The following is a 23505-nucleotide window of genomic DNA, read 5'->3' as shown; positions in this document are numbered from 1 at the left end:
CACCGACCGCGATGGGCCACTGTCGCGGTTCCTCGACGAATTCAAATCAATGACACAGGCGGGCCTGCGATGACGTGGTGGACGGAGTTGACTGGGCCGCAGGCTGCGGTGCTCTGCACGCTGTTGGTGTGCTTCCTGCGGGCCGAGATCGGTGTCGCCGTGAAGCAGCGCGCATGGAAGGTGGACGAATGACCCGCGCCGACGCCCTCCCGGTGCCCTTTAACCCGAAAGGGCTTGACTTCCCAACCGCATGGGCGATCCAAAAGCGTGGCGGGCTCAACCACCATGAGCGGTGCAGTAGTGTCGAAGGCTGGCACCCGCTGAGTGGTCCAGCCCTCCTCTGCGACTGTGGCGCGGTGAAGACCGAGTACGAAAGACTGAAGGAGCAGACCGCATGACCAAACAAGACGCCCTCCGTGCCGCCCGCGCCCTGCTCGACGGGATGGCGGGGACGACGGAGGGGGAGTGGACGAAGGGGCGCAGCATCGTTGGCCTGCGGACTGAGTACGGCTACCAGCGCCACATCGTGGCGACGTGCTGGGACGACGACGACCCGCAGGGTAACGCGGACATGGCCCACATCGCCCGGTCCTGCCCCGCGCGGCTCGGGCCGGTGCTCAGGGCGTTGATGGAGGGGGAGGAATGATGGACCTGACGGCACTGACTCGCGCGACACGGCTCGCCGAGGAACTGAAGAACATCCGGCAGTCGTTGGTGTACCTGAAGGAAGACCGCGCCCCAGTCGTGTACGTCAAGGTCGAAGACCTCACCCAGACGTACGGCTCCGACCGTCGCCGCGTCACCTTCCCGTATGCCAAGGCCCGCCTGCTTGACGTCGTGGAGGCCGAAGAACGGCGGCTGGTCACGGAACTGACTGACCTTGGTGTGGACGCCAAGCCCGAGGCCCCCCGATGACCCGCCCACCCGACTTCGACCTGACGACCGTGGAGGGGATTGTCAGGACGGTGGAGGCGATGATGGAGGCGACGGAGGACGCGTCCGCGTGTACGCAGATGTACTCGCAGGACCCGAAGTGGGCAGAGCTGGCCGGCCAGTACGCCACCGAGGCCGCCCACCACGCGCGGCGGCTGCAGGGGGTGGCGGAACTGGTGAGCGTGTCGGGAGACCTCGCGGCGTGGCAGGAGTGGCGGGAGCAGGGGAAGGGGGTCGTTCTGCCGGAGCCCGGTTCAGCCGCGCAGTATATCTCCGGCCTGTACCCGCCCGCACCAGATGGGCCGCTGTGCTCAGGGTGCGGCATGGTCGGTTCGCATCTGTGGACCTGCTCGTTCTTGGCCTGCCCCGACTGCCACGGCACCGGCACGAGCGGCGAACGGGCCGAGGACGGCGCGCCCCTGGTCTGCACGGCGTGTCAGGGGGGACGGCGATCATGAGGGAGACATTGACCGACGAGCAGGTGACGGAAGCCTTGCACTACTTCAAGGGCGTCCTCTGGCCAGACGACCCCGAAGATAAGTGCGACGACAGCGCGTGCCCGACCTGTCGCATGTACTCGCTGGCGTACGCCGGTCTGCTCGAAGTTCAGCAGTCTCGCCAGCGGCGGTGCGGGAATTGCGCGTCGTACCAGTCCCATCCCACGCTGCCAGACGCAGGGACGTGCGCGGACATGGTGAGCAGGGACATCACGCCCGCGTGGTCCTGCGCCGACTGGACGCCACGAGCCACGACGGAGGCCACGCATGGCTGACGACACCTGCCACTGCGGCCGCCCCGGCCTCTACCGCGCGAGCAAGCACGGCCCCGCGTATTGCCGACGCCACCAGGCCGAAGCGCAGGCCGGCGCACGCGCCATCTCCCAAGGCCTCGCCGACGCGCAGGCCCACCAGTGGCACGAGTGGCGGCAGTCGTGGGTGCGCGGGCCGGAGGCGAGCGGGCGACGCTGGCGGGGGGTCGCGTGACGGACGAGACGCCGCCCCACTTCCCACTCGGCCCGCTGGCTGGGGAGTTCTACGACCGCGGCCGCAAGCTCGTGCTGCTGCGTTCGTTCATGTTCGACGACGGCGAGTTCCCCGTGGTGGTGCCCAAGCACGCCACGAGCGACTTCAACTCCGTCCCGCGCGTGCTGTGGTCGGTCTTCCCGCCGTGGCACTACCCGGAGGCGGGCGTCGTCCATGACTTCCTCTACCGCAACGGCGGACGCTCGCCGGGTGGCGATGTCATCTACACGCGCGCCGAGGCCGACGAGATCCACCGCCGCATCCTGCAGGTGACCGGGGCGCCGTGGCTACTGCGGCAGCTCGCGCACCGAGCGCTGCGGCTGTTCGGTGGGGGCGCGTGGAAGGGGGCGGCGTGACCGTCGCCTTTCGCGTCGATGGGGTGCCAGCTCCTAAGGGCAGCACGAAGGCGTTCCGGCACCGCTCGACCGGCCGAGTTGTCGTCACTGAGACGAACACCCACACCCGCCCATGGGCCGCGTTGGTGCGTGATGCGGCGCAGCAGGTCCGCCCCTCGGTGACGGGCTCAGGTGTGCCGGCGATCATCAGTCCTATTCCGTTCCCGCGTGGGACGGCGGTGCATCTCGGCGTGACGTTCGTGCTGCCTCGGCCAGTGAGCCTGCCCAAGCGCGTGACCGATGCCACGAAGAAACCCGACCTCGACAAGCTGGCCCGCGCCGTCAAGGACGCGCTGACTGGCGTGGTGTGGTCTGACGATTCACAGGTGGTGTCGATGACGCTGGCGAAGCGGTACGCGGGACCAACCGAACGCCCAGGCGCCAAGGTGGCCGTGACCGATGCGCCCGGCCACCCGTGGTACGACGAGGCCAGCGTCGCATGAGCACGCCCGCCCCCCTCCGCGTCGCGGAGTTCACCTGGCGGGAGGCGCGCGTCGCGGCCCGCTGGTTGCGCCGGCAAGCGGAGGCGACGGGGCTGAAGCACGCAGAGCACCTCACCGACCGGCGGCACAAGCCGCGCAAGGTCGTCGCGCTGCCACGCGATGCGCAGGGGAGATGGACGAAGTGAACCTGCGAGAAGACGACATGACCGACGAGCGCATTCGCGACCTGCTCATCCCGGCGTGGTGCGGCCTCATGCGGCTGCTGTACTGGATGTTCGTGGCCACTGCCGTCTGCGTCGTGCGTGGGCACGCCTACCGCTGGACGGCCGACGTATGGCACGGCGACGACCTGAGCATGGTGTGGTGGCGGTGCGAGCGGTGCCAGCGCGGAACAGTGGCGCTTGTGCCACCCGGGGAGGTGTCACGATGACGCGGCGGGGAGCGTTGGCCATCGTCGCGGCCACCATCGGCGCGTGGGTTCGAGGCGCAGAGGCCAGCCAGCGCGGGATGGTCGACCGCGCCGCGATCTCGGTGGTCTACATCGAGCCGTTGCCGCTGCACTTCGATCTCGACGGCTTCAAGGAGTTCCGCATCAGTCACGCGGGCCGCGTGCTCGTGCTGACGCCCGCTGAACTGTTCGCCGCGTTGCAGCCGGAAGGCGACCCGCCGCGATGACGAAGAAGGCCCCGCCCGCTCGTCGCGAGGTGCGCCCCTTGCGGGGCCAGCCTCCCCCCGACGACCGTCGCTGCACGGCAAAGTCGAAGCAGCGGCAGCAGCGATGCACCAAGACGCGCGTGCCGGGGATGAAGGTCTGTCGGTTCCACGGTGGGCTCACGCCCGTCGGGGCCGACTCGCCGCACTACAAGGGCCTCGACTACTCCCGACACGCCCCGCACCGCCTGGCCGACCGCATCACCGCCGCGATGACCGACCCGACGCTGATGGACCTGCGCAACGAGGCCGCGCTGCTGTCCGTGCAGATCGGCGAGATCCTCGAAGTGCTCGACGTCGGCGGCATCCTCGCGCGCTGGCGGCAACTCGGCGACATCCTCGGCGCGCTCCGTGGGGCCATCGAGCAGCAGAACGAGAAGCAGCTCGTGGCGGTGGCCGATGCGATGGACGAGTGCCTGACGGCGGCGGCGGACGAGCGGGGACGGTGGGGCGAACTCCTCGGGCTCATCGACCAGAAGCGCAAGCTCGTGGAGACCCAGGCCAAGGCTGACCAGCGGGAAACGCTGTCGATGGTGGAGCAGGGCGTGCTCGTCGGGGTGTTCGTTCAGGCGCTGCGGCTCGTGAGCAGTGAGGGCGACCGCCGTCTGGCGCTGGCGCATCTCACGAAGGCGCTCGAGTTGCCGGAGCGTACCGGGGGCACGGGGCCGTGATGCTGTTGCAAGCGCCACGGCTCTCGCCGTTGCAGCGGGTGGCGGCCAGCATCATCGCGCAGGCCGAACCGGCCGAGGGCGAACTCACGTCACTGCGCCCCCTCGCGCAGCCTGGCCCCCAGCAGGAGGCGTTCGCGTCTGAGGCGGACATCGTCATCCTGGGCGGGTCCGCCGGCGGTGGGAAGACGTGGCTGGAGATTGCCGTCCCGACCGAGCACATCGGCAACTCGCAGTTCAGGGCGGTACTGTTCCGGCGCGAGTACAGCGAGATCACGATGACCGGCGGCATGCTCGAAGAGTCGCAGGTCTGGTACCCGCGGCTCGGGGGCGTGCTGCGCCAGAGCCCGCAGATCGAGTGGCGGTTTCCGTCGGGCGCCAAGATCGCCTTCAGGGGACTGCAGCACGAGGGGCAACTCGAGCAGAAGGCCAAGGGCTTGCAGGCCACGTACATCCTGCTCGACCAGCTCGAAGAGTTCACGGCGAAGATCTTCTGGTACCTGCTCTCGCGCAACCGGTCGGCGGCCAGCGTGCCCCCGCGCGTCTTCGCCACCATCAACCCGGTCCCCGATGACGACCCGACGGGCGGGTGGGTGCATACGCTGCTCTCGTGGTGGATCGACCCGGAGACCGGCTACGCCATCCAGGAGCGGTCGGGGAAGGTGCGCTGGTTCCTGCGCCTGAACGAGACGTTGCACTGGGGCGACTCGCGGGAGGAACTGGTCGAGCGGTTCCGCGGGCAGATTCCAGACGAAGACCTCCTGCCGAAGTCGATCACGTTCATCCGCGCGAAGCTGGATGACAACCCGGCCCTGCTCGCCAGCACGCCGCAGTATCGCGCCTCGCTGCTCGCCCTCACGCTCGTCGACCGCCAGCGGCTGCTGGACGGCAACTGGAAGATCAAGCCGGCGGCGGGGAAGGTCTTCAACCGGGCGTGGTTCGAGATCGTGGACGCCGCCCCCGTCGATGCGCGCCGCTGTCGCGGGTGGGACAAAGCGGGCACTGAAGGTGCCGGGGACCGCTCCGCCGGCATCCGCATCGCGAAGGACAAACGCGGGATGTACTACGTCGAGGATGCGGTCGTTGGGCAGTGGTCCTCGCATCAGCGCAACGTCGTCATCCAGCAGACAGCGACGGGCGATGGCCAAGCCTGCATGATTCGTCTCGAGCAGGAGCCGGGCAGTGGCGGGAAGGAGAGCGCGGAGATTTCCGTGCGCGAGCTCGCCGGCTACGACGTGAAGGCCAAGCCGGTGACCGGCGACAAGCTGACGCGGGCCAAGCCCTTCGCGGCCCAAGCGGAAGCGGGGAATGTGCGCCTGGTGCGCGGCGACTGGAATGAGGCGTACCTGCGCGAGCTGCACCAGTTCGAGGGCAAGGACGGGCAGGTCGACGACCAGGTGGACGCCAGCAGTACCGCGTTCAATGCGCTGGCGTTGGAGAGGTCAGGGCCGGCGGCGCAGGCGGTGTGGGTGGAGGCGTTGCTCTGAGGAGGGCACCAGCATGAGCGAGACACAGACCATCAGCAGTGTAGGCGCGACAGGCCGGCACGAGGACCGCGGGTATCACGCCTTTCTCGATGCGGTGCAGCAGCAGTTCGAGGGGCTGGCGGGGCCGCTGTTCCTTGTCGACGTCCCGGGACCGACGCTGTGGGCGCAGTACCTGGACGGCTTTGCCGCCACGTATCGGCAGCACCACACCTGCAGCGCGTGCCGGCAGTTCGTCGAGCAGTACGCCGGGCTCGCCATCGTGGCCGAGCATGGGCAGGTGGTCTCTGCGCTGTGGACGCCGGACATCATCGCTGCCGCGCCGCGCTATCTGCAGCTCGGGCTGCAGGCAATGGCGACGGCCGTCGCCTCGGCGCGCATCGCCGGATTCTTCCTGACCGAGCGCCCGATGTTGGGTAAGCGCGTCACGGGCGCGTGGCAGCATCTCGCGCTGTCGGTCCCTGCCGCGCGTCGGCACACCAGCCCGCTCCTGACGGCCTTCCAGCGGACCGCCGAGCGCAACGAAGACTACAAGACCGTCAGCCGCGCGATCGGGGAGTTCACCGCCGCGCAGTTCGAGACGGTGGTGCGGGTCTGCCAGTCCGAGGCGCTCTACCGCAGCGAGAAGGTGCTTGGCCAGGCTGAGTGGCTCCACGCCCTGAAGGTGAAGGTGGAGGCGGCGCCCAAGCCGTACCGCCGGAATCTCGTGTGGCAGGCCGTCGCGCTCGCCCCTGCGGGCTTCTGCCATCCGCGCGCCTCGATGGTGGGCACCCTCCTCGACGACGTCGCGGCGGGCCTGCCCTTCGACACCATCAAGCGCCGCTTCGATGCCAAGATGCACCCGCTGCAGTACCAGCGCCCGCAGGCCGCACCGACGGCAGGCGCCATCAAGCAGGCCGAGGAGGTCGTCGCGAAGCTGGGGATCGCACGGTCACTGCAGCGCCGCTACGCCACCCTCGCCGATGTGACGACGTGGCGATGGACTCCGCCCGTTCGCGGCACGGCCGCCCCGCCCACGACGGTGTTCGGTCATCTCACGCCAAAGGGGGCCAGCGACGTGGCCACGATGGTGGTTCAGGGGCCGCGCCTGACGTGGCGCAAGTTCGCGGCAGACTTCCTGCCCACCGCAGACCGGCTGCAGGTGAACCTGCCGGCACTCGGGCACTACATCACGCTGACCACGGCCGTCGATGCCGACGCCCCACCGATCCTGCAGTGGGACCGCGAGGACGCCCGCAACCCGGCGGCGTGGTACGTGTGGCACGGCGGCTCATCGGCCTCGCAGTACGGGCTGCAGGCCGGCTGGGCGGACGTCGTCGGCATCACGCCCAAGCCGAGCGCCTGGAATGCGGCGGTGCCGAGCGCGCACCAAGGCGAGGCCTACCTCTTCATGGTGGCGGGGGCACACGAGACGCGCAGGGGCGGGCTGGCCATCTTCCCCGAAACGCTGCGCGCCGAACTACATGGCGTGCGCAGTGTGATCGAGGCGTTCTCGAACCGCGGCGAGCTCGACGACGTGGCTGGCGACCACGCGATCGGCCTGCAGTTCGCGGAGGGCTCGCCTGTCACCGTGCGCGTGACCAGTGGGCCGGTTATCACGGAACACGTCATCGACCGATGGGAGTGAGGCGCACCCCCTACACCGAGCGGGGCATCCGCCGCGTGCCATGCGTGCGCTGCGGAGCCCCGAGTGTCCACCAGTGGCAGGTGTGCGCGGACGGCAACGTGTTCCGGGCCGTCTGCCAGCAGTGCGACGTTGCGCTGAACCGGCTGGTCCTGCGCTGGATGCGCGACCCCCAGTGGGCGCAGAAGCTGCGGCGGTATCGCGCCGCGATGGAGCAGGCGGCATGAACGCGCCCCCGGCCTGGACGCCCGCCCCACCCGACGCCTGCCCGCGGTGCGGCACGGGTACTGTCATCAACCTCTCGACGCAGCGCGATGGCCCGCGCTTCATGTGCGCGCAGTGCGGCCGTGACCTGCCGATGAAGCGCGACACCCTGACTTGCTCGCAGCCACCGGAGACAACCCCATGACCATCGACGTCCTTCGTGAACGCTTGGTGTACTGGCAGCGGGTGCTGCGCCTGCAGGATTGGGACATCGAGGTGCGAGTGCTCCCGCAGCATCACCTGAACGCGGACTCGCCGATGTCGACGGGGCGGGTCTCGTTCAACCACGTCTATCGAAGCGCCTGCATCCTGGTCGCCGACCCCGCCACCGTCATCGACGACCACACGGCGGCCTTCACGCGGCATTCGGTCTATGACCCGGAGCAGACGCTGGTCCATGAACTCGTCCACCTCCTGATGCCCTCGCCGGGGGAGGTGAAGGTGGATGTCGAGTTCACCGTCGAGGCCGTGTCGAAGGCGCTCGTGCGGCTAGACCGGCGGCAGGATGCGTCGGCCGACTGCCGCGCGAGCACCAGCGAACTGGACGGGCACCTGCTCGCCAATGCGCTCGGCGGTGTGCTCGATCGTCGAGGTGTCCGATGAGCACGCCCCCGACCGTCATCACGATCCCGTGGACGCCCGAGAACCAGCGCGAGGCGCATCGCCTGCTCGGTGCCTTGGCCAACGACCTGGCCGGCATGGCGGGTAGTCTCGCCGCATGCGACAGGCATCCCGACAACCCGCCCCCACCGGGCCTGCTCAGCGACATCACGCGGACGCTGCTTCGCCTGCAGGATGTCGCGCGCACGCTGCTGCCACCCGGGCCGGACATTCAGATGTGGCCAGACGGCAGCGCTCAGTACACGTCGAGCCAGGTGGCCAAGCTGAAGGCGTGGCGTGAGGCGTTCCCGTCGTGGGCGAAGCACGCAGATGCGCTGGGGACCATGGGCATTGCGCCATTCGACAAAGACCCGGGCCCGCAGGCATGAGCAGCAGCGCCCGCCCGCGCGGCGCGCCCCGCCAGCCCGACGCCCTCCGTCGGGTGGGCCGTGTCATCTTCGTGCGCCTCAGTCCCAGCGAGTACCAGGCGCTCCGGCTTCGCGCGCAGGCGGACGAGGACACCCTGTCCGGCGTGATTCGTGAGGCGCTCTACGAGTACGGCATCGATCCGTTCACGGCCCCGTCCTCCATTTGCGGTCAGACACCCCGCTGAGCCCGCTGCCATCCTGATCCTGCGGCGAACCTCCTCTCGCTGTAGTCCCGGCCGGGGCGTCTGGCGCGATGGCGACATACACGACCACCGCCCAAGGGGCGGACACGCAGCGGACCCACCCGCTCTACGACCTCTGGGCCCCCATCTGGCAGCAACTCGCCGACGTCGCGGACGGAGCGGGCGGCTTCCTGACTGGCGAGCATCTCGTCGCGCACCCGCGCGAGTGGCTGGACCACGACCAGGACATCCCCAAGCGCCCCACGAAGAAACTGCTCGAGCGCCGCCGGCTGGCCCGCTACGAGAACCTGGCCGATGTCATCCTGAAGCTGAAGTTGGACGGCGTGTTTCGCGAGCCGGCGCAGCGCCGCGTGTTGCGGAGCAACGGCGAGGCCATCGAGTCGCACCCGTACCTGACGTGGGCCGCGGGCGATGTCGACGGCGGGGGCCGCACCCTCGATGCCTTCCTGCGCGAGAGTTACCGCGACGCCTTGACGTTCGGCTGGATGTACCTGCTGATGGACCGGGCCGGCGACGATGGCCCCACCGCGGCCGACCGAGCCCCGCTCGTTCTGCGCGGCTACGATCCGCGTGCCGTCCCGGACTGGCTCGACCAGCATGGCGCGCTGACCGCCGTCAAGATCGTCGAGGCCCTCCCACGCGCCGACCTGGATGACGCCGAGTTGCCACGGTTCCGCGTCTACCGCGTGACGGCGACGGGCACGACGGTCAGTGAGCCGGGGGAGTCGGACCGGGACATCGCGCACAACTTCGGCGCGCTCCCCGTGGTACCGCTGTACGCGCATCGCCGGTCGCGCACGTCGGTGCTGGGGCAGTCCGCGCTGTCGGACCCCAAGCTCTACATCGACCTCTACAACCTGACGAGCGAACTGCGCGAACTCCTGCGCAAGCAGACCTTCAGCATCCTCAACATCCCGCTCGGCGCCAAGGCGGACGGGAGCGGCACGGCCATCTCGGTCGAGCAGGCCATGGCGATGCTGGGCCAGACGACCGGCACCGCCAACGTGCTGTTCTCCGCGCTCGACGCGAAGTACATCAGCGCCAACGCCGAGAACGTCACGACGTACCAGGCCGAGCGGACGCAGTTGATCCGCACCATTTTCCGCGTCACGACCGTCCCGCTCGACGACGACGGCCGCGCGGCGGAAACGGCCGAGGCCCGTCGCCTGAAGCGGCAGGACTACAACACGACGCTCTCCGGCTACGTCGACCGCCTTGCCGACGCTGAACTCGCCATCGCCAAGCTCTGGTACCGCGGGACGTACGGCGACGAGTGGGAGCGGCAGTGGAAGGCGGAGACGCCGACCGTGTCGTACCCGCAGTCCTTCGACGAGCCGTCCTTCGACGAGGTGCTGGCGCAGGCGCAGGCCGCGCTGTCGCTGCCGCTCGGCGAGAGCCAGACCTTCCGCGTCGAGCACAGTTCCCGGCTCATCCCGTCGTTCCTGCCGGACGCGACCCCGCAGGTCCAGCGCCAGATTCGGCAGGAGCTGGAGGCCCAGCCGTCGCCGGCGGCCGCGCGGGAGGCCGCGATCGGCGCGATGGCCGCGCGGTTCGATGCCGAGGACGACGACCCGCAGGATGACACCCCCGTCGACCCGGCGGATCCGGTCGTGCCGCCTCCGCCCCCTGACGCCGCCGAGGCCGCGTAGTGGCCCGCACTCCGGCGCAGTGGCAGGCGCTGGCGCGGACCTTGGCGCGCGACGCGGACGCCCTCAACCGACGCTTCGTCGAGGCGCTGGTCGATGTGCTCCGGCGCGTCGAGCGTCGCCTGCCATCCCTGCTGGCTGATGCCGAGGCCGGCCAGGCGACGGCGGCGCTCACGGCGGCACGACTCGGACGCACCCGCACGTCGCTGCGCCAACTGCTGGCGGAGGCCGGCTACGACGACCTCGCCACCGTGGCGGCGTCTGCGGCCGTGTCCCGCACGCTGCGGCGACTGGGGCTCACGAGCGCCGCGTACCGGCGGGCCCTCGCCTTCGAGACCGCTGGCCGGCCCGCCGCCATGGCCGCATTGCTGACGGCCCTGCGGGAGACCGCGCGTCTCGACATCCTCGGGCACGGGGACGTGGTCGCGACGGCGCTCTGGCGGGCGACGGTGCGCGGCACGCTGGGCGCTGAGCCTCCGGCAGCCCTTCTATCGCAACTCGCGGCGGTGCTGGACGGTGAGCAGGGCCGGGCCGCCACGCTGTACGACACCAACGTGAGCATCGTCCAGCGCCTCAGCGTCCAGGCGGTCCCGTCCGTGCCTGGTGATACCGCAACCGACCGCGGCGCTCCCCTGTACGTGTTCGTCGGACCCGTCGACGAGGTGATCCGGCCGTTCTGCCTGCGCCACGTCGGGCGGGTCTACACGCGGGCCGAGATCGATGCGCTGGATAACGGGCAGTTGCCGAACACGTTCGTGACAGGAGGTGGGTACAACTGCCGACACCTGTGGGCGCCCATCTCGCGGTTCGACCCGGCAGCCGCGCTGCAGGGCACCGATGGCCGCGTGGCGGAGGTGGCCGCGGAGTTGGCGCGGCGTCCCGCGCGGGTGGCAGGGCGGCGTGTGAGGCGGGCGGTGTAGTTGGGTGGGCCGACGGGGATCGAACCCGCCTACGCGACGTCACAAGCCGCTGCCTCCACCGAGTTGGCTTCGGCCCACATGCGCGGCAGAACCGAGGTGGAGGGACTCGATACCCACGACCTCCGGGGCTTCAGCCCGGCGCTCTCTTGTCTGAGCTACACCCCGGTCGCCCGGACTGCAGGCTTTCCCACCGGGCGCACGCCTACCTCATCGTGCCGAGTCTGCCGCTGAAACGAGTGTACGCCATGCCCATCATCCCGCAGCGCCGTGTCCCGCTCGCCACTCGTCGCCTGATCGATGCCGCCGTGATGCGCGAGGTCGGCCTGATGGCGATCCGCATCATCCAGGCGCGCACCCGCCAAGGGCGTGATGCCGACGGCCAGCCGTTCGCCCCGTACGCCGAGGGCTACGCGAAGGCGAAGGCCGCGGCCGGCTACGCCGGATCGGGCACGGTCAACCTCACATTGAGCGGCGACATGCTCAACGCCCTGCAGATCATCGAGGTCACCGACGTCAGCGTGACGCTCGGATGGACACGCTGAGGGCGTCGCGTCGGCATTTCCGGTCAGACACCAGCGCAGACGCGCTCCCCATACTGCACAGCAGCGAGGACCGCAGACATGGCACGTCGACGATCGGGCCCCACGTTGGTGCAACGGTCACGGCGGGTCAGTCCGCAGCAGAAGGCGCTGTATCACCAGGTCACGGGTGCCGGTCGCACGAAGGTGCGCCGCCCGTTCCTGGGCCTGACCGCTGCGGAGATGCGCGACATCGCCACGGTGTTGGACGCGGGCATTCGCCGCGCGTTCTCCCGGTCGTAGTCCCAGCCCGCGCGGCGGCGCAAGCCGCGCAGACCCCAGCCGGTCCTGACGGCGTGAGTACAGGAGCAGTCTCGTGAGTGACGACAACCCCGGGGGCGCAGCCCTCACGGTTCCTCTGGACGCGGACGGCAAGATCGGGGCGCTCCCCGAACCGCTTCAGAAGTTCTTCGACAGTCGGATCGCCGACGCCGTGCGCCGCGCCAAGGCCGCCGCACCCGCACCGCCGACCCAGACCGGCATCGACCCGCAGGAGTACGACGCCGCCCAGCGGCGCATCGCGGAACTCGAGGAAGCCGATCTCGTGCGGCAGAAGCGCTTCGAGGAAGCGGACGCCAAGCGCCGCGAGCGCGACGAACGCGAGCGCGCCAAGGCCGCCGAGAAGCACGCGCAGGAACTGGCCGAGCGCGACGAGCGCGCGACCAAGGCCCAGCAGCGGGCCGAGAAGCAAGCGCGCCGGCAGGTCGACGCCACGATTCGCGCCGCAGCCGTGCAGCACGGGGCCCGCGAGGAATCGCTCGACGAGCTCGTGGAACTGCTGTCACGCCGCGTCGGGCTCGAAGAGCAGGACGACGACTACGCGCCCGTGGTGCTCGATGCCCACGGCGACCCGCTCGCAGGCGGGATCAGCCAGTTGGTCATCGACTACCTGGCCAGCAAGCCGCACCACCGCCGCGGAGGCGGGGGGCAGAGCACGGGGACGACTGGCACGACGACCGGGCAGACCACGACGGACGCCAAGCGCGCCGCGATTCTGGACCGCATCGCGCGGAACGGCCCGACCGGGAAGGACCTCGAAGAACTCGCGTCGCTCCGCTCAGGAGGGCGCCCGTAACCAGGAGCAGCGATGCCGCAGACCACGTACGACCTCATCACCGCCAATCTCGCTCAGGACGACGTCAGCGACATCCTCGCGCGCCTGATGCCCAAGGAGACGCCCTTCCTCGACTTCCTCGGGGAGAGCGGCATCACCGCCCGTGGCATCCAGCACGAGTTCGTCGAGGACTTCATGCTGCCGAACTACGTCACCGCGTCGGTGGCGGTCAACTCGCTGAACACCATCACGACCATCGGCGTGAATGGGCTCGGCCTGGCCCTGACGGTCGGCACGCTGCTGGAGAACGAGTCGGCCGCGCCCGAGGTGATGCAGGTGGCCTCCATCCTCGGCCCCAACACCGTCGCGGCCAACCGCGCGTATGGCGGCGGGGCGGTCGGGTCGCTGGACCCGGGTGGACAGCTCTACGTGCGCGGCTACGCCGCCCTCGAAGGCCGTGACCACAGCGGCGCCAACACGCAGCGGCTCGGCGTGCGCCGGTCCAACACGGTCGGCTACTTCGCGATCGACCTGTCGGCGTCGGGCAGCCAACTCGAACAGGCCGTCTACGGCGACAACCGGTTCATGGACGCGGTGGCCAAGACGCCCATCGACGCGCTGCATTCGCTCGAGAAGGAAGTCGTGCGCGGCATCCTCAACTCGACGAACTCGCTCGGCACGTCGGCGCAGACCCGCACCATGCAGGGCCTGCGGAGCTTCATCACCACGATCAACAGCGCCGTCGCGGCCAACAGCTTCGAGACCAACCCGCACCGGTACATCGGCAACATCTGGGAGCAGGCCTTCCAGCAGGGCGCGTCCACGTCCGAGACGTGGGCCATCGTCGCCGGCCGGACGTTCTTCCGCAACATCAGCGACCTGAACGACACCAAGGTCCAGGACACGAACGAGCGCGAGGTGTACAAGCGGGTCATCCGCACGTACACCGGGCCGTTCGGCAGCGCCGAGGTGTTCCACAGCCGCGCGATGCCGGCCACCGAGCTCCTGCTCGTGCCGCGTGAGCGCGTCAAGGTCGTCCCCTTCCGCCGGTTCGGGTACATCCCGGGCCTGGCGAAGACGGGCGACAGCGAGAAGGCGATGCTCGTCGGCGAGTACACGATCGAGGCGCATCACCCGAATGCGATGGCCCGCCTGCGCGTCTGACGCGCGGCGAGTCGTTCCGCAGTACCCCGGCGCGGCGGGGAGGTCGCGCCGGGGCTCTTCCCCAGGTATTCACGAGGAGGACGTGACGCCATGGATCCGATTCTCGAAGAAATGCGCCGCGTGAAGTCCATCAGCGAGATCCGAGAGGCGCGCTATCGCGCATGGCTGGATCATCTCGCCATCCAATTGGCCCGCCTCGAAGACCTCGAGCAGGCCCAGACCGCCAAGAAGTCCGCGAGGGTCGCCTGATGCGGCTCACGATCGCGTTCTACGTGTGCTCAGTCCCGATCGGGCTCGACCAGCGCGATGGCCGCGCGTCGCTCGGTGGGTCGGAGTCGGCCTGTTTCGGCCTGGCCCGGGCGCTCGCGCGTCGAGGCCACACTGTCCACGTCCACGCGCAGCAGCTTGCGCCTGACGCGGCGGGCGTCGATGCCGACGGCGTGACCTGGCACGACGCGGGGCCGCACGATGCGGCGCTGTACGACTGGTGCGATGTCGTCGAGCCGGACGTGTTCGTCTCGCTCCGCATGGCCCACGTCTTCCGGCGGGCGATTCGCGCCAGCTACCGCGTCCTCTGGAATCAGGACATGCTGACCGGCGACCCCGCCGCGGTCGTGTCCCACCTCTGGCAGATCGATGCGCTGGCCTACGTCAGCGCCTACCACCGGCAGCAGTGGGAGCGGGCCTGCCCCGACCTCGCGCGCATGCCGGCGTACGTGACCCGCAACGGCTTCGACCCGGCGCATGTCCCTGCCGACGTCGAGAAGGTGCCCGGGCGGGTCTGCTACATCACGCGCCCGGAGCGTGGACTCGCGCCGCTGCTGCAGATGTGGCCGGCGCTCAAGGCCGCGGTGCCACACGCCGAGCTCCACGTCACCCGCTACCAGTCGATGTACGACGGCGAGGGCTCCGGGGTCGCGCAGATGTGCGCCGACTTCGACCGCCGCACCGCCGCCGTCCATGCCGAGACGGGCGGCATCGTCGTGCATCCGGGCGGGCTCGGCAAGGCCGACCTGTACCGGCTCATCGCCTCCTCGGAGGTGATGTGGTACCCGGGCGTCGTCGACTTCGCGGAGACCTCCTGCATCGCGGCGATCGAGGCGCAGGCCAACGGGACCGTGTTTGCCGGCTCGGCGAAGGGCGCCCTGCCGGAGACCGTGCCTCACGGCATCCTGCTCGGCGGCGACGCCAGCACGCCGGACTACCAGGCGCTCTCGGTCGCGGAAGTCACGCGGCTCCTGACCACCGTGAGTGACGAGGTCGCGCACCGGGTGGCCAACGGCCGCGCGCATGTCGCGGGCTACACCTACGACGCCATCGCGCAGGACTGGACGGACTGGCTGGCCGAGACCTTCAGCGACCGCTACCATGCGCACACCCGCGGCGTGCTCCGGCAGCTTCTGCAGGAAGACGAGCACGTCGCCGCCCGGATCGTAGCGCGCGAGATCGGCGACACCGCGGCCGAGGCGTTCTGTGACCGCGTGATTGCCGGGCAGGACCAGACCGCGGAGGACTACGGCGCACGGGCGTTGCCGGATCCGCTCGAGGAAGCGGCGCACAGCCCGCGCATCCGGGACGCCGCGCGTCGGCTGGTTGGCCGGCTGGCCGTGCTCGACGTGGCCTGCGGCAACGGGGCGTTCGCCCTGGCCCTCGCGCAGATGGATCCCGGCGTCCGCGTCGTGGGCCTCGACTACAGCGCGCAGAACATCGCCAGCGCCCGTAAGGCCGCCGAGCGCGCCGGCGTGGCGAAGCGTGTCAGCTTCCGGCAGGTGCCGGTGTACGACTTCGCCGATGACGTGTCCTGCCTCGCGGCGGCGCGTCCGGCAGAAGCGCTGCCCGACGGCTTCGGCTTCGACGGCGCGTTCTGCGGCGAGTTCCTCGAGCACGTCGCCAACGCGCCCAGCCTGATCCGCGACCTCCACGCGGTGCTGCTGCCGGGGGCGCGCGTCCTGTGGACGATGCCGCACGGGCCGTGGACGGAACTGCTCCCGGAGGGCGTGCCCGTGAAGCGGGGCCACGTCCACCACCTGACATACGCCGACGTACAGGCGTTCTTCGGGGCGCAGCCCGGTCTCGAGATCGGCGTGCTGCCCGTCGGGTACACGCCGCGCGGCCATCGCTGTGCGCACTGGGTGGTCAGCTACGACCTGCCGACCGATGGCACCGACGCCCCGGTGGGCGAGCGCGACCTCGTACGGCGCGTCCTGACGACGCGGCCGATGCCGTGGCTGTCGGTCGGAATGATTGTCCGCGAGGGCGACCGGCTCGAACTGCCGCGCTGCCTCCACACGGTCCAGGCGATCGCCGACGAGATCGTCATCGGGGTCTGCGGTGACGGCCCGCGTGTTCAGGCGATTGCCGAGGCCGCCGGGGCGCGGGTGATCACGCTGCCGGATGTGGCCGACCTGCCCGGCGGGTTCGGCGAGGCGCGCAACCGCGTGCTGGCCGACTGCACCGGCGACTGGCACCTCTGGGTCGACGCCGACGAGCAGGTGGTCGGGAGTGCGGCCGTGCGCCAGTACCTCCACACGCCGTACTTCGCCGGCTACTCCGTCCGCCAGCAGCACCTGCAGCTCGACGCCGACCGGTTCTACGACGAGCCGGTGCGACTGTTCTCGCCGGCGCGGTCGGGCGCGTCGTTCGTGGGCGTCGTCCACGAGCAGCCGCAGACCAGCCCGGACGGCAACGCGGACATCTGGCCCACGCTGGCCATCACCGACATGCAGGTCGCGCACTACGGCTACCTCGTCGAGGGTGTCCGCCGGACCAAGTCGCAGCAGCGCAACCTGCCGCTCTTGGTCCGTGACCGGGCGATGTTCCCGGATCGGCGGCTGGGGCGCGTGCTGTGGATGCGCGAGTTCTCGACCTGGTTGCTCGAGATCGGCGCGCAGCGCATGACCTACGCCGAGAGCATCGGCGCACTGTGCCGCTACTACGGCACCGAGACCATCCAGCAGGTCGTGTTCGAGGGGCGGGCGATTCCGACGTCGGGCCTCGCGCTGGCGCGCTTCGCGGCGGCCTACTTCGAGGCGTACTTCCCGGATCCGACCGACCTGAAGGCGAAGTTGGCGCGGCCGTTCTACGAGACTGCGCTCAAGGTGCTGCCGGAGGCGTGGCAGGTCGACTTCACGTTCGCGGCCGTGCATGGCGGGCTGCAGGGCCGGCGCGCGAAGCCGTCGCCGTTCTGGACGCGGTCGGTCGCGGATGCCGAGGCGATGGTGAAGGCGGCCATGGCGCCGCTCGGCGCGCTGATGGCGCCGGCACCCCTCTATGTGGAGCCCTACCAGGCGCCGGACGTGGTCGCGGCCGCGCAGGCCGAGGCCTCGCCGGCGCGTGAGGAAGTCCTCGCGTGAGTTGGCAACCCAACGACCTCGTGGCGGATGACGACCTGCTCGCGTACGAGCCGACCATCCTCACGCAGTTCGCGGTCCCGGGGTGGCAGGACAAGCGCGCCAAGGCGCTCGAAGACTGGCTGTTTCCCGCGCTGGTGTCGCGCGGCTACGACCCCGACCGGCTCAGGACGCGCCATGCGCCGGCGGCGCTGGTCGGCTACACCGGCAGCACGTACACGCCGCTGGATGGGAGCACCAACGTCGCGATCGGCAGCATCCTGACCGGCACGTCGGACGCGCTCTACGTCGGGCACGATCGGCCGTTCCGTGGGCTGTCGCTGCGGGTGGAGGATGCGCCCTCGTCCACGAGCGCGGCGGCCCGGGTGGCGCTCTGGCTGGATACGTGGGCCCTGCGTGACGTCGCCCCGCCGTGGGGCGTCGGGCCGGCCTTCTCGCGGGGCGGGGCCCTGACGTGGGAGGTGCCGGGGGACTGGGTGCCGCGCGTCGTGAGCACGGGCCCGTCGCGGTACTGGGCGCGGGTCACGGTGACGGCGGCGCTCACGGCCAACGCCGTGGTGCCGCAGGTGGCGGTGATTCGGCGCTCGCTGTTCTCGGGCCCGGTGACGATGCAGACGCTGGCGCTGATCTTCCGCGCCGCGCCGACGTCCTCGGATGGGCCGTGGGACACGCGGGCTGACTGGTACGCGAACCAGGCCGAACTGGGCTTGCAGCGGGCGCTGAGCCATGCCGGCGGCGAGTTCGACATGAACCCCGAGGACGACGTCCTCGATGCGACCGAGGCCACGCAGACCGCTGACGAGGCGGGCGCGGGGCCGTGGGTCTGGGAGCGGGCATGAAGATGGCGACTGGGGACATCATCGACATGTGTGACGTTGTGAGGGTTGGCGCGGACGATCTGCGGGTCGGGGACTTCGTGCTGACTATCGTGGATGCGCGCGTCCCTGTGCTCCCGCAGGGCGCAGGCTCCGAAGCCATCGTGTCGCATCTCGCGCACGTGTTCCGGTCGGTCTCTCGCGTCGGCGAGTGGGGCGACCCTGCGCCGCACCACGTCGCCGTCGACCCATCGCACATCAACGCGAACAACCGCTATGTCAGTTTTGCGGAGGGCGGTGGTCGCTATATCCAGCGCGACACCGGCATCCTGATCGTCAGGCCCCGTGGCTGAGCACGTCGCGTCGTCGATCGTCGGATTCGTCCGGTCTGTCGTCGAGGCGGATCCGTTCGGGCTGCGCGCGGCCCCGACGCCGTTCGACTTCGACCGCGTGCCGCAGGACGTCATCGACGGCAGTTACCGGCTGGTCCAGGTCGGGGCCCGGAGTGTCGGGGCGCTGGACTGGTACGAGACGCGGTTCGACACGTTCGACCTGTGGGTCGCGCGGGCGCACAACGGCGACCCGACCCGCACGATGGACGCGCTGCTGACCGAGACGCACTCCCTGGTCGCGGCCGTCGCGCGGGCAGGCCAGGTGCATGACTTCGACCTGACCGACGATGCGTGGGGCTATCAGGTTCGACCCATTCCCGGCGCCTCCTACACGGTCGCGCAGATCACGCTGCCGCTCAGTTACGCGGCCTCTCTGTAGAGGGACACGACCATGTCAGTCACTGGACGCAACTCACGCGCGGGCTTCTCGGTCTTCGGGGCCAACTCCTGGAACGTCGCCGCCTCGGTCACCAAGGCGCTGCATGTCACCGGCGATGCCGGCCTGACCCTGCAGCCGCAGTTCTCCGAGAACGAGACCCTCAACCAGGGCTTCTACCGCAACGCGAGCGTCGGCGACATCACCGCGCCGGACATCACGCTGCAGCAGGATGCCCGCTTCGAGGACTTCGCCTACATCCTCGAGGCGCTGGCCATGGGCTCACCGGCGACGCCGACGGTCGTCTCGTCCACGGGCGGGAACGCCTACAGCCACGTCATCGACCTGGCCCCGGCCGTCGACGGGCGCGGCCTGACGTTCGCGGTCGAGTACGGCGGCTCCCAGTTCACGGCGTTCATCCAGGAGCTGACGTCGGCCAAGGTCTACGGCTTCTCGGAGACCGTCGGCAACGCGGGCGTGATCTCGCAGTCGTTCCGGCTGCTCGGCACCAAGCCGACGATCACGTCCTCGATCAACTTCAACAGCACGCTGGCGTCGATGGCAGTGCCCGGCTTCGGGACGAAGATCTTCCGCAAGCACGGCGTGATGCGGCTCAACGCGCAGAGTGGCGGGTCGCTCGCCAGCACGGACGCCGTGACGATCGAGCAGGCCGAGTTCGAGTTCACGCGCGTCAACGATGCGCCGTTCGTCTTCGGCCAGGACGTCATCACGTACCCGGCCGATGCCGGCTTCCCGACGGTGCGTCTGGCGCTGACCTACCCGCGCATGACCACGGCGAGCGCCAACAGCATGTACCGCGCGATGGAGATCGCCGGCGCGTGGAAGGGCGACCTCACCTACACGGGCGGCTTTGCCAACAGCGCGACGGCCTACAGCAAGCTCTACCAGTTCCCGTACCTCGAGCCGCAGGGCATGACGCTGGGGCTGGCGGGCGCGGGGCAGGTCAAGCCGGTCGTCACGTTCATGGCCAAGGAAGTGGCCGCAGCGCCGACGGGCATGGCGGGCGTGACGCGGCCCTTCCGGCTGACGCGCGTGATGGCCAACAGCCTGGCCGCGTTCTCGTAAGCGCAGGACGCCCGCCGGCGAGGAGGTCGGCGGGTGGCAGGACATCGACGACAGAGGAGATCCGATGGCTCGTGTACTGACCCGCTCCGACGAGGAGCAGACCGTCACCGTAATCGAGAAGCAGTTGGCCGTGGCGGACCCGGACGGCGATACGTCGTACGTGCTCCGCCTGCTGCCGGAGAAGAAGGTCACGCAGTTCCAGAAGACGCACACGACGCGCCGGCCGAACCATCTCGGCCAGATGATCGAGCACACCGATCACGACGCCGTCGCCGAAGACGTCCTCGACTGGGTGATCAAGGACTGGACGGGCATCGGGGCGCGGGACGAGCAGGGCACGCTGGTGCCGGTGCCGTGTACCCGCGAGACGAAGATCGGGCTCGACCCGCACATCCGCAAGGCACTGATCGACTACGCCTCCCGGAACCAGCGCGTCGAGGTCGCAGCGCAGCAGGCGTCGTTTCGCCCAGCTTCGTAAGTTCTGCGAGACGTGGGTCGACGAGGGGCCGGGCAAGAGCCCGTGCTGCCTGTACCAGGAGCCGGACGAGGTCGAGGCGGATCTGGACGTCTACAACTGCGAGACGTGCGTGATCCGCGCGGCCGTCGCCGGCCTGGATGCCGAGAACCGCTTCGCGTGGGCCACCTGGCGGCGCATCGCGCAGCGGCTGGTGATTGACCTGCAGGCCGGCGGGTACGTGCTGGGCCTGGCGTTGCATGACCTCGACCCGGACGAGGCCCTGACCTGTGTGGAGCGGCTGGCCATCATCTACGACGTCCTGAGCCCGCCTCGGACGCCGACCTAGACCACGGACCCCATGCGCGAACTCGTCGGCTACCAGATCGTGATCGAGCAGGCCCAGGCGAGGGCGGACCTGGCCGAGGTCGATCGCGCCTTCGGGAAGGTCGACGACGCCGCGCGCAGGGCCGGCTCCACGATCGACCGCGCGATGCGGGAAGCGTCGGCGGCCTCGACGAAGCTGTCGCGCGATGTGATCGCGATGGCCCCCCAGCTCAATCAGATGGGGACGATCGCGGCCGACGCGATGGCCAAGGCGCAGCGCGGCGCGGAGGGCGCGGGTCGGGCGACGGGGGAGGCCTCGCGGCAGGCCGGCGTCATGGGCTCGTCGATGGGCGCGCTGGGACGGTCGATTCTCGCCGCCTTCGCGGTGGAGCGGGTCGTGTCGTTCGGCGCGCAGATCGTGACGACGGCGGGGCAGGTCAAGGACTTGTCCGACCGCACGGGGATCGGCACGCAGGCCCTGCAGGCGATGGGCTACGCGGCCAAGATGTCCGGCAGCAACATCGAGGCCGTGGCGGCGGCGGTCGGCACGATGAGCCGGAACCTTGTGTCGGGGGATGGCGGAGCGGTTGGCGCGCTGCGGCAGTTGGGCCTGTCCCATCGCGAGCTGATGGCGATGCGGCCGGAGCAGGCCTTCCTCGAGATCGCGGATGCGGTGAAGGCCATCAAGGACCCGATGGTGCAGGCCGATACGTGGTCGCGCATCTTTGGCAAGGGCGCGCTGGAACTCCTGCCGGCGGTGCAGGCGGATTTCCGCAAGACGGCCGACGAGGCGACGAACCTCGGGGCCGTGATGTCGCAGGACACGGTGCGCGACCTCGACACGCTCGGCGACGCCTGGACCACGACATGGGCGCGGATGGAAAGCCGCGTGGCGGGCGTGCTGGCGACGATCACGCGCGTCGGTCAGGGCCTGAACGAACTGAAGGGCGCGGCCCCGGAGTGGCTGAAGTGGCTGGGGGATCGCGCCTTCAACATCGGCGCCGCGCCGTTCACGCTGACCGGGGCAGCGATGGGGCAGTTCGAGGCCAAGCTGGCCGAGTGGCGCGGGCCTCAGCCGTCAAACGTGGATGCGTCGCCGTGGCTGCGCGGGTCGCCCACGTTCGGCGCCAACCCACTGGCCCGCTTCCAGAACGGGATGGACCAGACGTCCCTGCGGGCAATCAGCATGGAGGGCCTCGGCGCGCACACAGCGACGCCGGAGCCGGTCATCGCCTCACGCACCCGGTTGGCCCGTGCGACGGAGTCCGCCGAGGAGGCGCTGGCGAAGCTCACCGCGTCGACGGTGGCGTACCTGCGCACGGTCATGCCGGCGATCGGCCTCGGCGCGACGGTCTCGCAGCTCGAACGCACCGCCGCCTACCGCGGCGCCCTGAGTTCGGCGAGCTCGACCTACCTGCAGACCGGCATCGCGGGGGCCTTCCAGGTGGACCCGTACGGCTCCACACTGCCGGGCGGCGGCAGCATTATCATGCCGTCGACCAACCCGTACAACGCCATGGGCGGGCTGCAGCAGAACGTCACCGGCACGCCCGGCCTGGCGGCCGGTGCCTGGCAGCCCAAGCCCGGCGCCGGCGGGAGTTGGTGGGACTCCCGGTCTGGTCGCGCGGCGGGCGCTGGGATCGGCATGGCCGGGTCCGCGGCGGTCGGCGCCATTGCCGGCGGTGACCAGTACGCATCGATGATTGGGGCGGGGGCGTCGGCAGTGAGTTACGCCGCGCTCACAGGCACGATGAGTGCGGCCGCGCTCGGCGCCGCGACCATGGGCATCGGCGCAGCGGCCGTCGGCGTGTACCTGCTGGTCAAGCACTTCGCGTCCGTCTCCAAGGAAGTCAAGCAGGCCCGCGTCGAGGTGGACACGTTCCAGCAGTCGCTGTGGCAGACGATGACCGCGCAGCAGGTCAACGAGGCCGCCGGCGAACAGTGGGCCGCGACCACCATCGTCGTCCGCGACGCCTACCAGCGCATGGGCTACTCGGCGGCGCAGGCCGAGTCCGAAGTAGGCAAGCTGCTCGACACCAGCCGGCCGGAGACGGCCCGGGCGGCGATGGCCCGGATCAACTCCGTCATGTCGGACTACCGGGCCATCCTCGCGGGCGTGAACGAGCAGATGGGCGACCTGCTCGGGCAGTCGCTGGAACTCGGGCAGCGGTTGCCGCAGGGCCTGCTCGACGCGCTCGATGCGGCGGTGCGCCTGGGCGACATGACCGAGGAGAACGCGCGCCTGATCGCGCAGCTCACGCAGGCCCCGGAGGTCGACTACCGGAAGTACGAGGAAGCCGCGGCCCGGTACGGCATCAACCCGGACGCGCTCGGCCAGGGCTACCAGCAGAACAAGACCACGACGACCGCGCAGCAGATGGTCGATGACGTCGACCTGCTCCAGCGCGGCGGGGCGTCGATGGGGACGATTCTGCACGGGATGCGCGAAGAGATCAGCGCGCTCGTCAATCAGTCGCTCGAGTTCGGCACCACGCTCCCGGCCAACATGCAGCCGTGGATCGAGGAACTGTTCCGCACCAAGCAACTCGTCGACGAGAACGGCGAGGC

The 23505-nt window shown here is 70.0% G+C and carries 32 protein-coding genes and 2 tRNA genes; 32 read left to right on the top strand and 2 right to left on the bottom strand.

Annotated elements, in window-relative coordinates:
• The first annotated feature begins 69 nt into the window (after positions 1–69).
• The 19 genes from Q0C41_RS06260 to Q0C41_RS06170 all read left to right on the top strand — a co-directional run bounded on the left by Q0C41_RS06260 (position 70) and on the right by Q0C41_RS06170 (position 11341).
• Entirely contained in the window at positions 70–192 is a 123-nt protein-coding gene (locus Q0C41_RS06260; protein ID WP_291981955.1) for a hypothetical protein, read from the top strand.
• 202 nt (positions 193–394) lie between these two features.
• Positions 395–646: a hypothetical protein gene (locus tag Q0C41_RS06255; RefSeq protein WP_291981954.1), complete on the top strand. Its 252-nt coding sequence runs from the start codon at positions 395–397 to the stop codon at positions 644–646.
• Entirely contained in the window at positions 643–915 is a 273-nt protein-coding gene (locus tag Q0C41_RS06250; RefSeq protein WP_291981952.1) for a hypothetical protein, read from the top strand. Before Q0C41_RS06255 ends, Q0C41_RS06250 begins: the two co-directional genes overlap by 4 nt.
• Complete coding sequence (locus Q0C41_RS06245; protein ID WP_291981949.1) at positions 912–1391, top strand: hypothetical protein; 480 nt, start codon at positions 912–914, stop codon at positions 1389–1391. Before Q0C41_RS06250 ends, Q0C41_RS06245 begins: the two co-directional genes overlap by 4 nt.
• Positions 1392–1697: 306 nt before the next feature.
• The gene (locus Q0C41_RS06240) at positions 1698–1916 is read left to right on the top strand and encodes a hypothetical protein (RefSeq protein WP_291981947.1); all 219 of its coding nucleotides are present in this window, start codon (positions 1698–1700) and stop codon (positions 1914–1916) included.
• Positions 1913–2311, top strand: a complete 399-nt coding sequence (locus tag Q0C41_RS06235; protein ID WP_291981945.1) for a DUF1353 domain-containing protein — start codon at positions 1913–1915, stop codon at positions 2309–2311. The genes Q0C41_RS06240 and Q0C41_RS06235 overlap by 4 nt, the downstream gene beginning before the upstream one ends.
• Positions 2308–2793 (top strand): RusA family crossover junction endodeoxyribonuclease, encoded by a 486-nt coding sequence (locus tag Q0C41_RS06230; protein WP_291981943.1) that lies wholly within the window; start codon positions 2308–2310, stop codon positions 2791–2793. Before Q0C41_RS06235 ends, Q0C41_RS06230 begins: the two co-directional genes overlap by 4 nt.
• Entirely contained in the window at positions 2790–2978 is a 189-nt protein-coding gene (locus Q0C41_RS06225) for a hypothetical protein (RefSeq protein WP_291981942.1), read from the top strand. Before Q0C41_RS06230 ends, Q0C41_RS06225 begins: the two co-directional genes overlap by 4 nt.
• A 17-nt stretch (positions 2979–2995) precedes the next feature.
• The gene (locus Q0C41_RS06220; protein WP_291981940.1) at positions 2996–3223 is read left to right on the top strand and encodes a hypothetical protein; all 228 of its coding nucleotides are present in this window, start codon (positions 2996–2998) and stop codon (positions 3221–3223) included.
• On the top strand, positions 3220–3468 hold the full coding sequence (locus Q0C41_RS06215; RefSeq protein ID WP_291981938.1) for a hypothetical protein: 249 nt from the start codon (positions 3220–3222) through the stop codon (positions 3466–3468). Before Q0C41_RS06220 ends, Q0C41_RS06215 begins: the two co-directional genes overlap by 4 nt.
• Positions 3465–4175, top strand: coding sequence for a hypothetical protein (locus Q0C41_RS06210; protein ID WP_291981936.1), 711 nt, complete (start codon positions 3465–3467; stop codon positions 4173–4175). The genes Q0C41_RS06215 and Q0C41_RS06210 overlap by 4 nt, the downstream gene beginning before the upstream one ends.
• Positions 4175–5659 carry a phage terminase large subunit gene (gene terL, locus Q0C41_RS06205; RefSeq protein WP_291981934.1) on the top strand — a complete coding sequence of 495 codons (1485 nt, stop codon included), beginning with the start codon at positions 4175–4177 and terminating at the stop codon, positions 5657–5659. Before Q0C41_RS06210 ends, terL begins: the two co-directional genes overlap by 1 nt.
• 13 nt (positions 5660–5672) lie before the next feature.
• Positions 5673–7283: a hypothetical protein gene (locus Q0C41_RS06200; protein ID WP_291981932.1), complete on the top strand. Its 1611-nt coding sequence runs from the start codon at positions 5673–5675 to the stop codon at positions 7281–7283.
• A complete protein-coding gene (locus Q0C41_RS06195; RefSeq protein WP_291981930.1) occupies positions 7274–7507 on the top strand; it encodes a hypothetical protein in 234 nt (77 codons plus the stop codon). Before Q0C41_RS06200 ends, Q0C41_RS06195 begins: the two co-directional genes overlap by 10 nt.
• Positions 7508–7685: 178 nt before the next feature.
• Positions 7686–8147 carry a hypothetical protein gene (locus Q0C41_RS06190; protein WP_291981929.1) on the top strand — a complete coding sequence of 154 codons (462 nt, stop codon included), beginning with the start codon at positions 7686–7688 and terminating at the stop codon, positions 8145–8147.
• Entirely contained in the window at positions 8144–8533 is a 390-nt protein-coding gene (locus Q0C41_RS06185; protein ID WP_291981927.1) for a hypothetical protein, read from the top strand. Before Q0C41_RS06190 ends, Q0C41_RS06185 begins: the two co-directional genes overlap by 4 nt.
• A complete protein-coding gene (locus tag Q0C41_RS06180; RefSeq protein ID WP_291981925.1) occupies positions 8530–8757 on the top strand; it encodes a hypothetical protein in 228 nt (75 codons plus the stop codon). Before Q0C41_RS06185 ends, Q0C41_RS06180 begins: the two co-directional genes overlap by 4 nt.
• Positions 8758–8825: 68 nt before the next feature.
• Positions 8826–10424, top strand: coding sequence for a hypothetical protein (locus Q0C41_RS06175; protein ID WP_291981924.1), 1599 nt, complete (start codon positions 8826–8828; stop codon positions 10422–10424).
• Complete coding sequence (locus Q0C41_RS06170; protein WP_291981922.1) at positions 10424–11341, top strand: hypothetical protein; 918 nt, start codon at positions 10424–10426, stop codon at positions 11339–11341. The genes Q0C41_RS06175 and Q0C41_RS06170 overlap by 1 nt, the downstream gene beginning before the upstream one ends.
• A gap of 1 nt (position 11342) precedes the next feature.
• Here Q0C41_RS06170 and Q0C41_RS06165 read toward each other — a convergent pair.
• A tRNA-His gene (locus Q0C41_RS06165) sits at positions 11343–11418 on the bottom strand.
• 14 nt (positions 11419–11432) lie between these two features.
• A tRNA-Phe gene (locus tag Q0C41_RS06160) sits at positions 11433–11506 on the bottom strand.
• A gap of 80 nt (positions 11507–11586) precedes the next feature.
• On the opposite strand from Q0C41_RS06160, the gene Q0C41_RS06155 reads away from it, so the two are divergent.
• The 13 genes from Q0C41_RS06155 to Q0C41_RS06095 form a co-directional block, all read left to right on the top strand.
• A complete protein-coding gene (locus Q0C41_RS06155) occupies positions 11587–11883 on the top strand; it encodes a hypothetical protein (RefSeq protein WP_291981920.1) in 297 nt (98 codons plus the stop codon).
• Between the two features lie 78 nt (positions 11884–11961).
• Positions 11962–12162, top strand: coding sequence for a hypothetical protein (locus tag Q0C41_RS06150; protein ID WP_291981918.1), 201 nt, complete (start codon positions 11962–11964; stop codon positions 12160–12162).
• A 73-nt stretch (positions 12163–12235) separates the two neighbouring features.
• On the top strand, positions 12236–12994 hold the full coding sequence (locus tag Q0C41_RS06145; protein WP_291981916.1) for a hypothetical protein: 759 nt from the start codon (positions 12236–12238) through the stop codon (positions 12992–12994).
• A gap of 12 nt (positions 12995–13006) precedes the next feature.
• Positions 13007–14137: a DUF5309 family protein gene (locus Q0C41_RS06140; protein ID WP_291981914.1), complete on the top strand. Its 1131-nt coding sequence runs from the start codon at positions 13007–13009 to the stop codon at positions 14135–14137.
• A 90-nt stretch (positions 14138–14227) separates the two neighbouring features.
• The gene (locus tag Q0C41_RS06135) at positions 14228–14386 is read left to right on the top strand and encodes a hypothetical protein (protein ID WP_291981912.1); all 159 of its coding nucleotides are present in this window, start codon (positions 14228–14230) and stop codon (positions 14384–14386) included.
• Positions 14386–17490: a methyltransferase domain-containing protein gene (locus Q0C41_RS06130; protein ID WP_291981910.1), complete on the top strand. Its 3105-nt coding sequence runs from the start codon at positions 14386–14388 to the stop codon at positions 17488–17490. Before Q0C41_RS06135 ends, Q0C41_RS06130 begins: the two co-directional genes overlap by 1 nt.
• Positions 17487–18326: a hypothetical protein gene (locus tag Q0C41_RS06125; protein ID WP_291981908.1), complete on the top strand. Its 840-nt coding sequence runs from the start codon at positions 17487–17489 to the stop codon at positions 18324–18326. The genes Q0C41_RS06130 and Q0C41_RS06125 overlap by 4 nt, the downstream gene beginning before the upstream one ends.
• On the top strand, positions 18323–18655 hold the full coding sequence (locus Q0C41_RS06120; protein ID WP_291981907.1) for a hypothetical protein: 333 nt from the start codon (positions 18323–18325) through the stop codon (positions 18653–18655). Before Q0C41_RS06125 ends, Q0C41_RS06120 begins: the two co-directional genes overlap by 4 nt.
• A complete protein-coding gene (locus tag Q0C41_RS06115; RefSeq protein ID WP_291981905.1) occupies positions 18648–19073 on the top strand; it encodes a hypothetical protein in 426 nt (141 codons plus the stop codon). Before Q0C41_RS06120 ends, Q0C41_RS06115 begins: the two co-directional genes overlap by 8 nt.
• 12 nt (positions 19074–19085) lie before the next feature.
• Positions 19086–20156: a hypothetical protein gene (locus Q0C41_RS06110; RefSeq protein ID WP_291981903.1), complete on the top strand. Its 1071-nt coding sequence runs from the start codon at positions 19086–19088 to the stop codon at positions 20154–20156.
• A gap of 64 nt (positions 20157–20220) precedes the next feature.
• Positions 20221–20634: a hypothetical protein gene (locus tag Q0C41_RS06105; protein WP_291981901.1), complete on the top strand. Its 414-nt coding sequence runs from the start codon at positions 20221–20223 to the stop codon at positions 20632–20634.
• A gap of 109 nt (positions 20635–20743) precedes the next feature.
• Positions 20744–20959, top strand: a complete 216-nt coding sequence (locus tag Q0C41_RS06100) for a hypothetical protein (protein ID WP_291981900.1) — start codon at positions 20744–20746, stop codon at positions 20957–20959.
• A gap of 12 nt (positions 20960–20971) precedes the next feature.
• Positions 20972–23505: hypothetical protein (locus tag Q0C41_RS06095; RefSeq protein ID WP_291981898.1), on the top strand; the 2534-nt coding region annotated here is incomplete at its 3' end.

It is taken from the genome of Luteitalea sp., assembly GCF_022842525.1.
Taxonomy (GTDB): domain Bacteria; phylum Acidobacteriota; class Vicinamibacteria; order Vicinamibacterales; family Vicinamibacteraceae; genus Luteitalea.
This window is presented reverse-complemented; position numbering and strand designations above follow the sequence as displayed.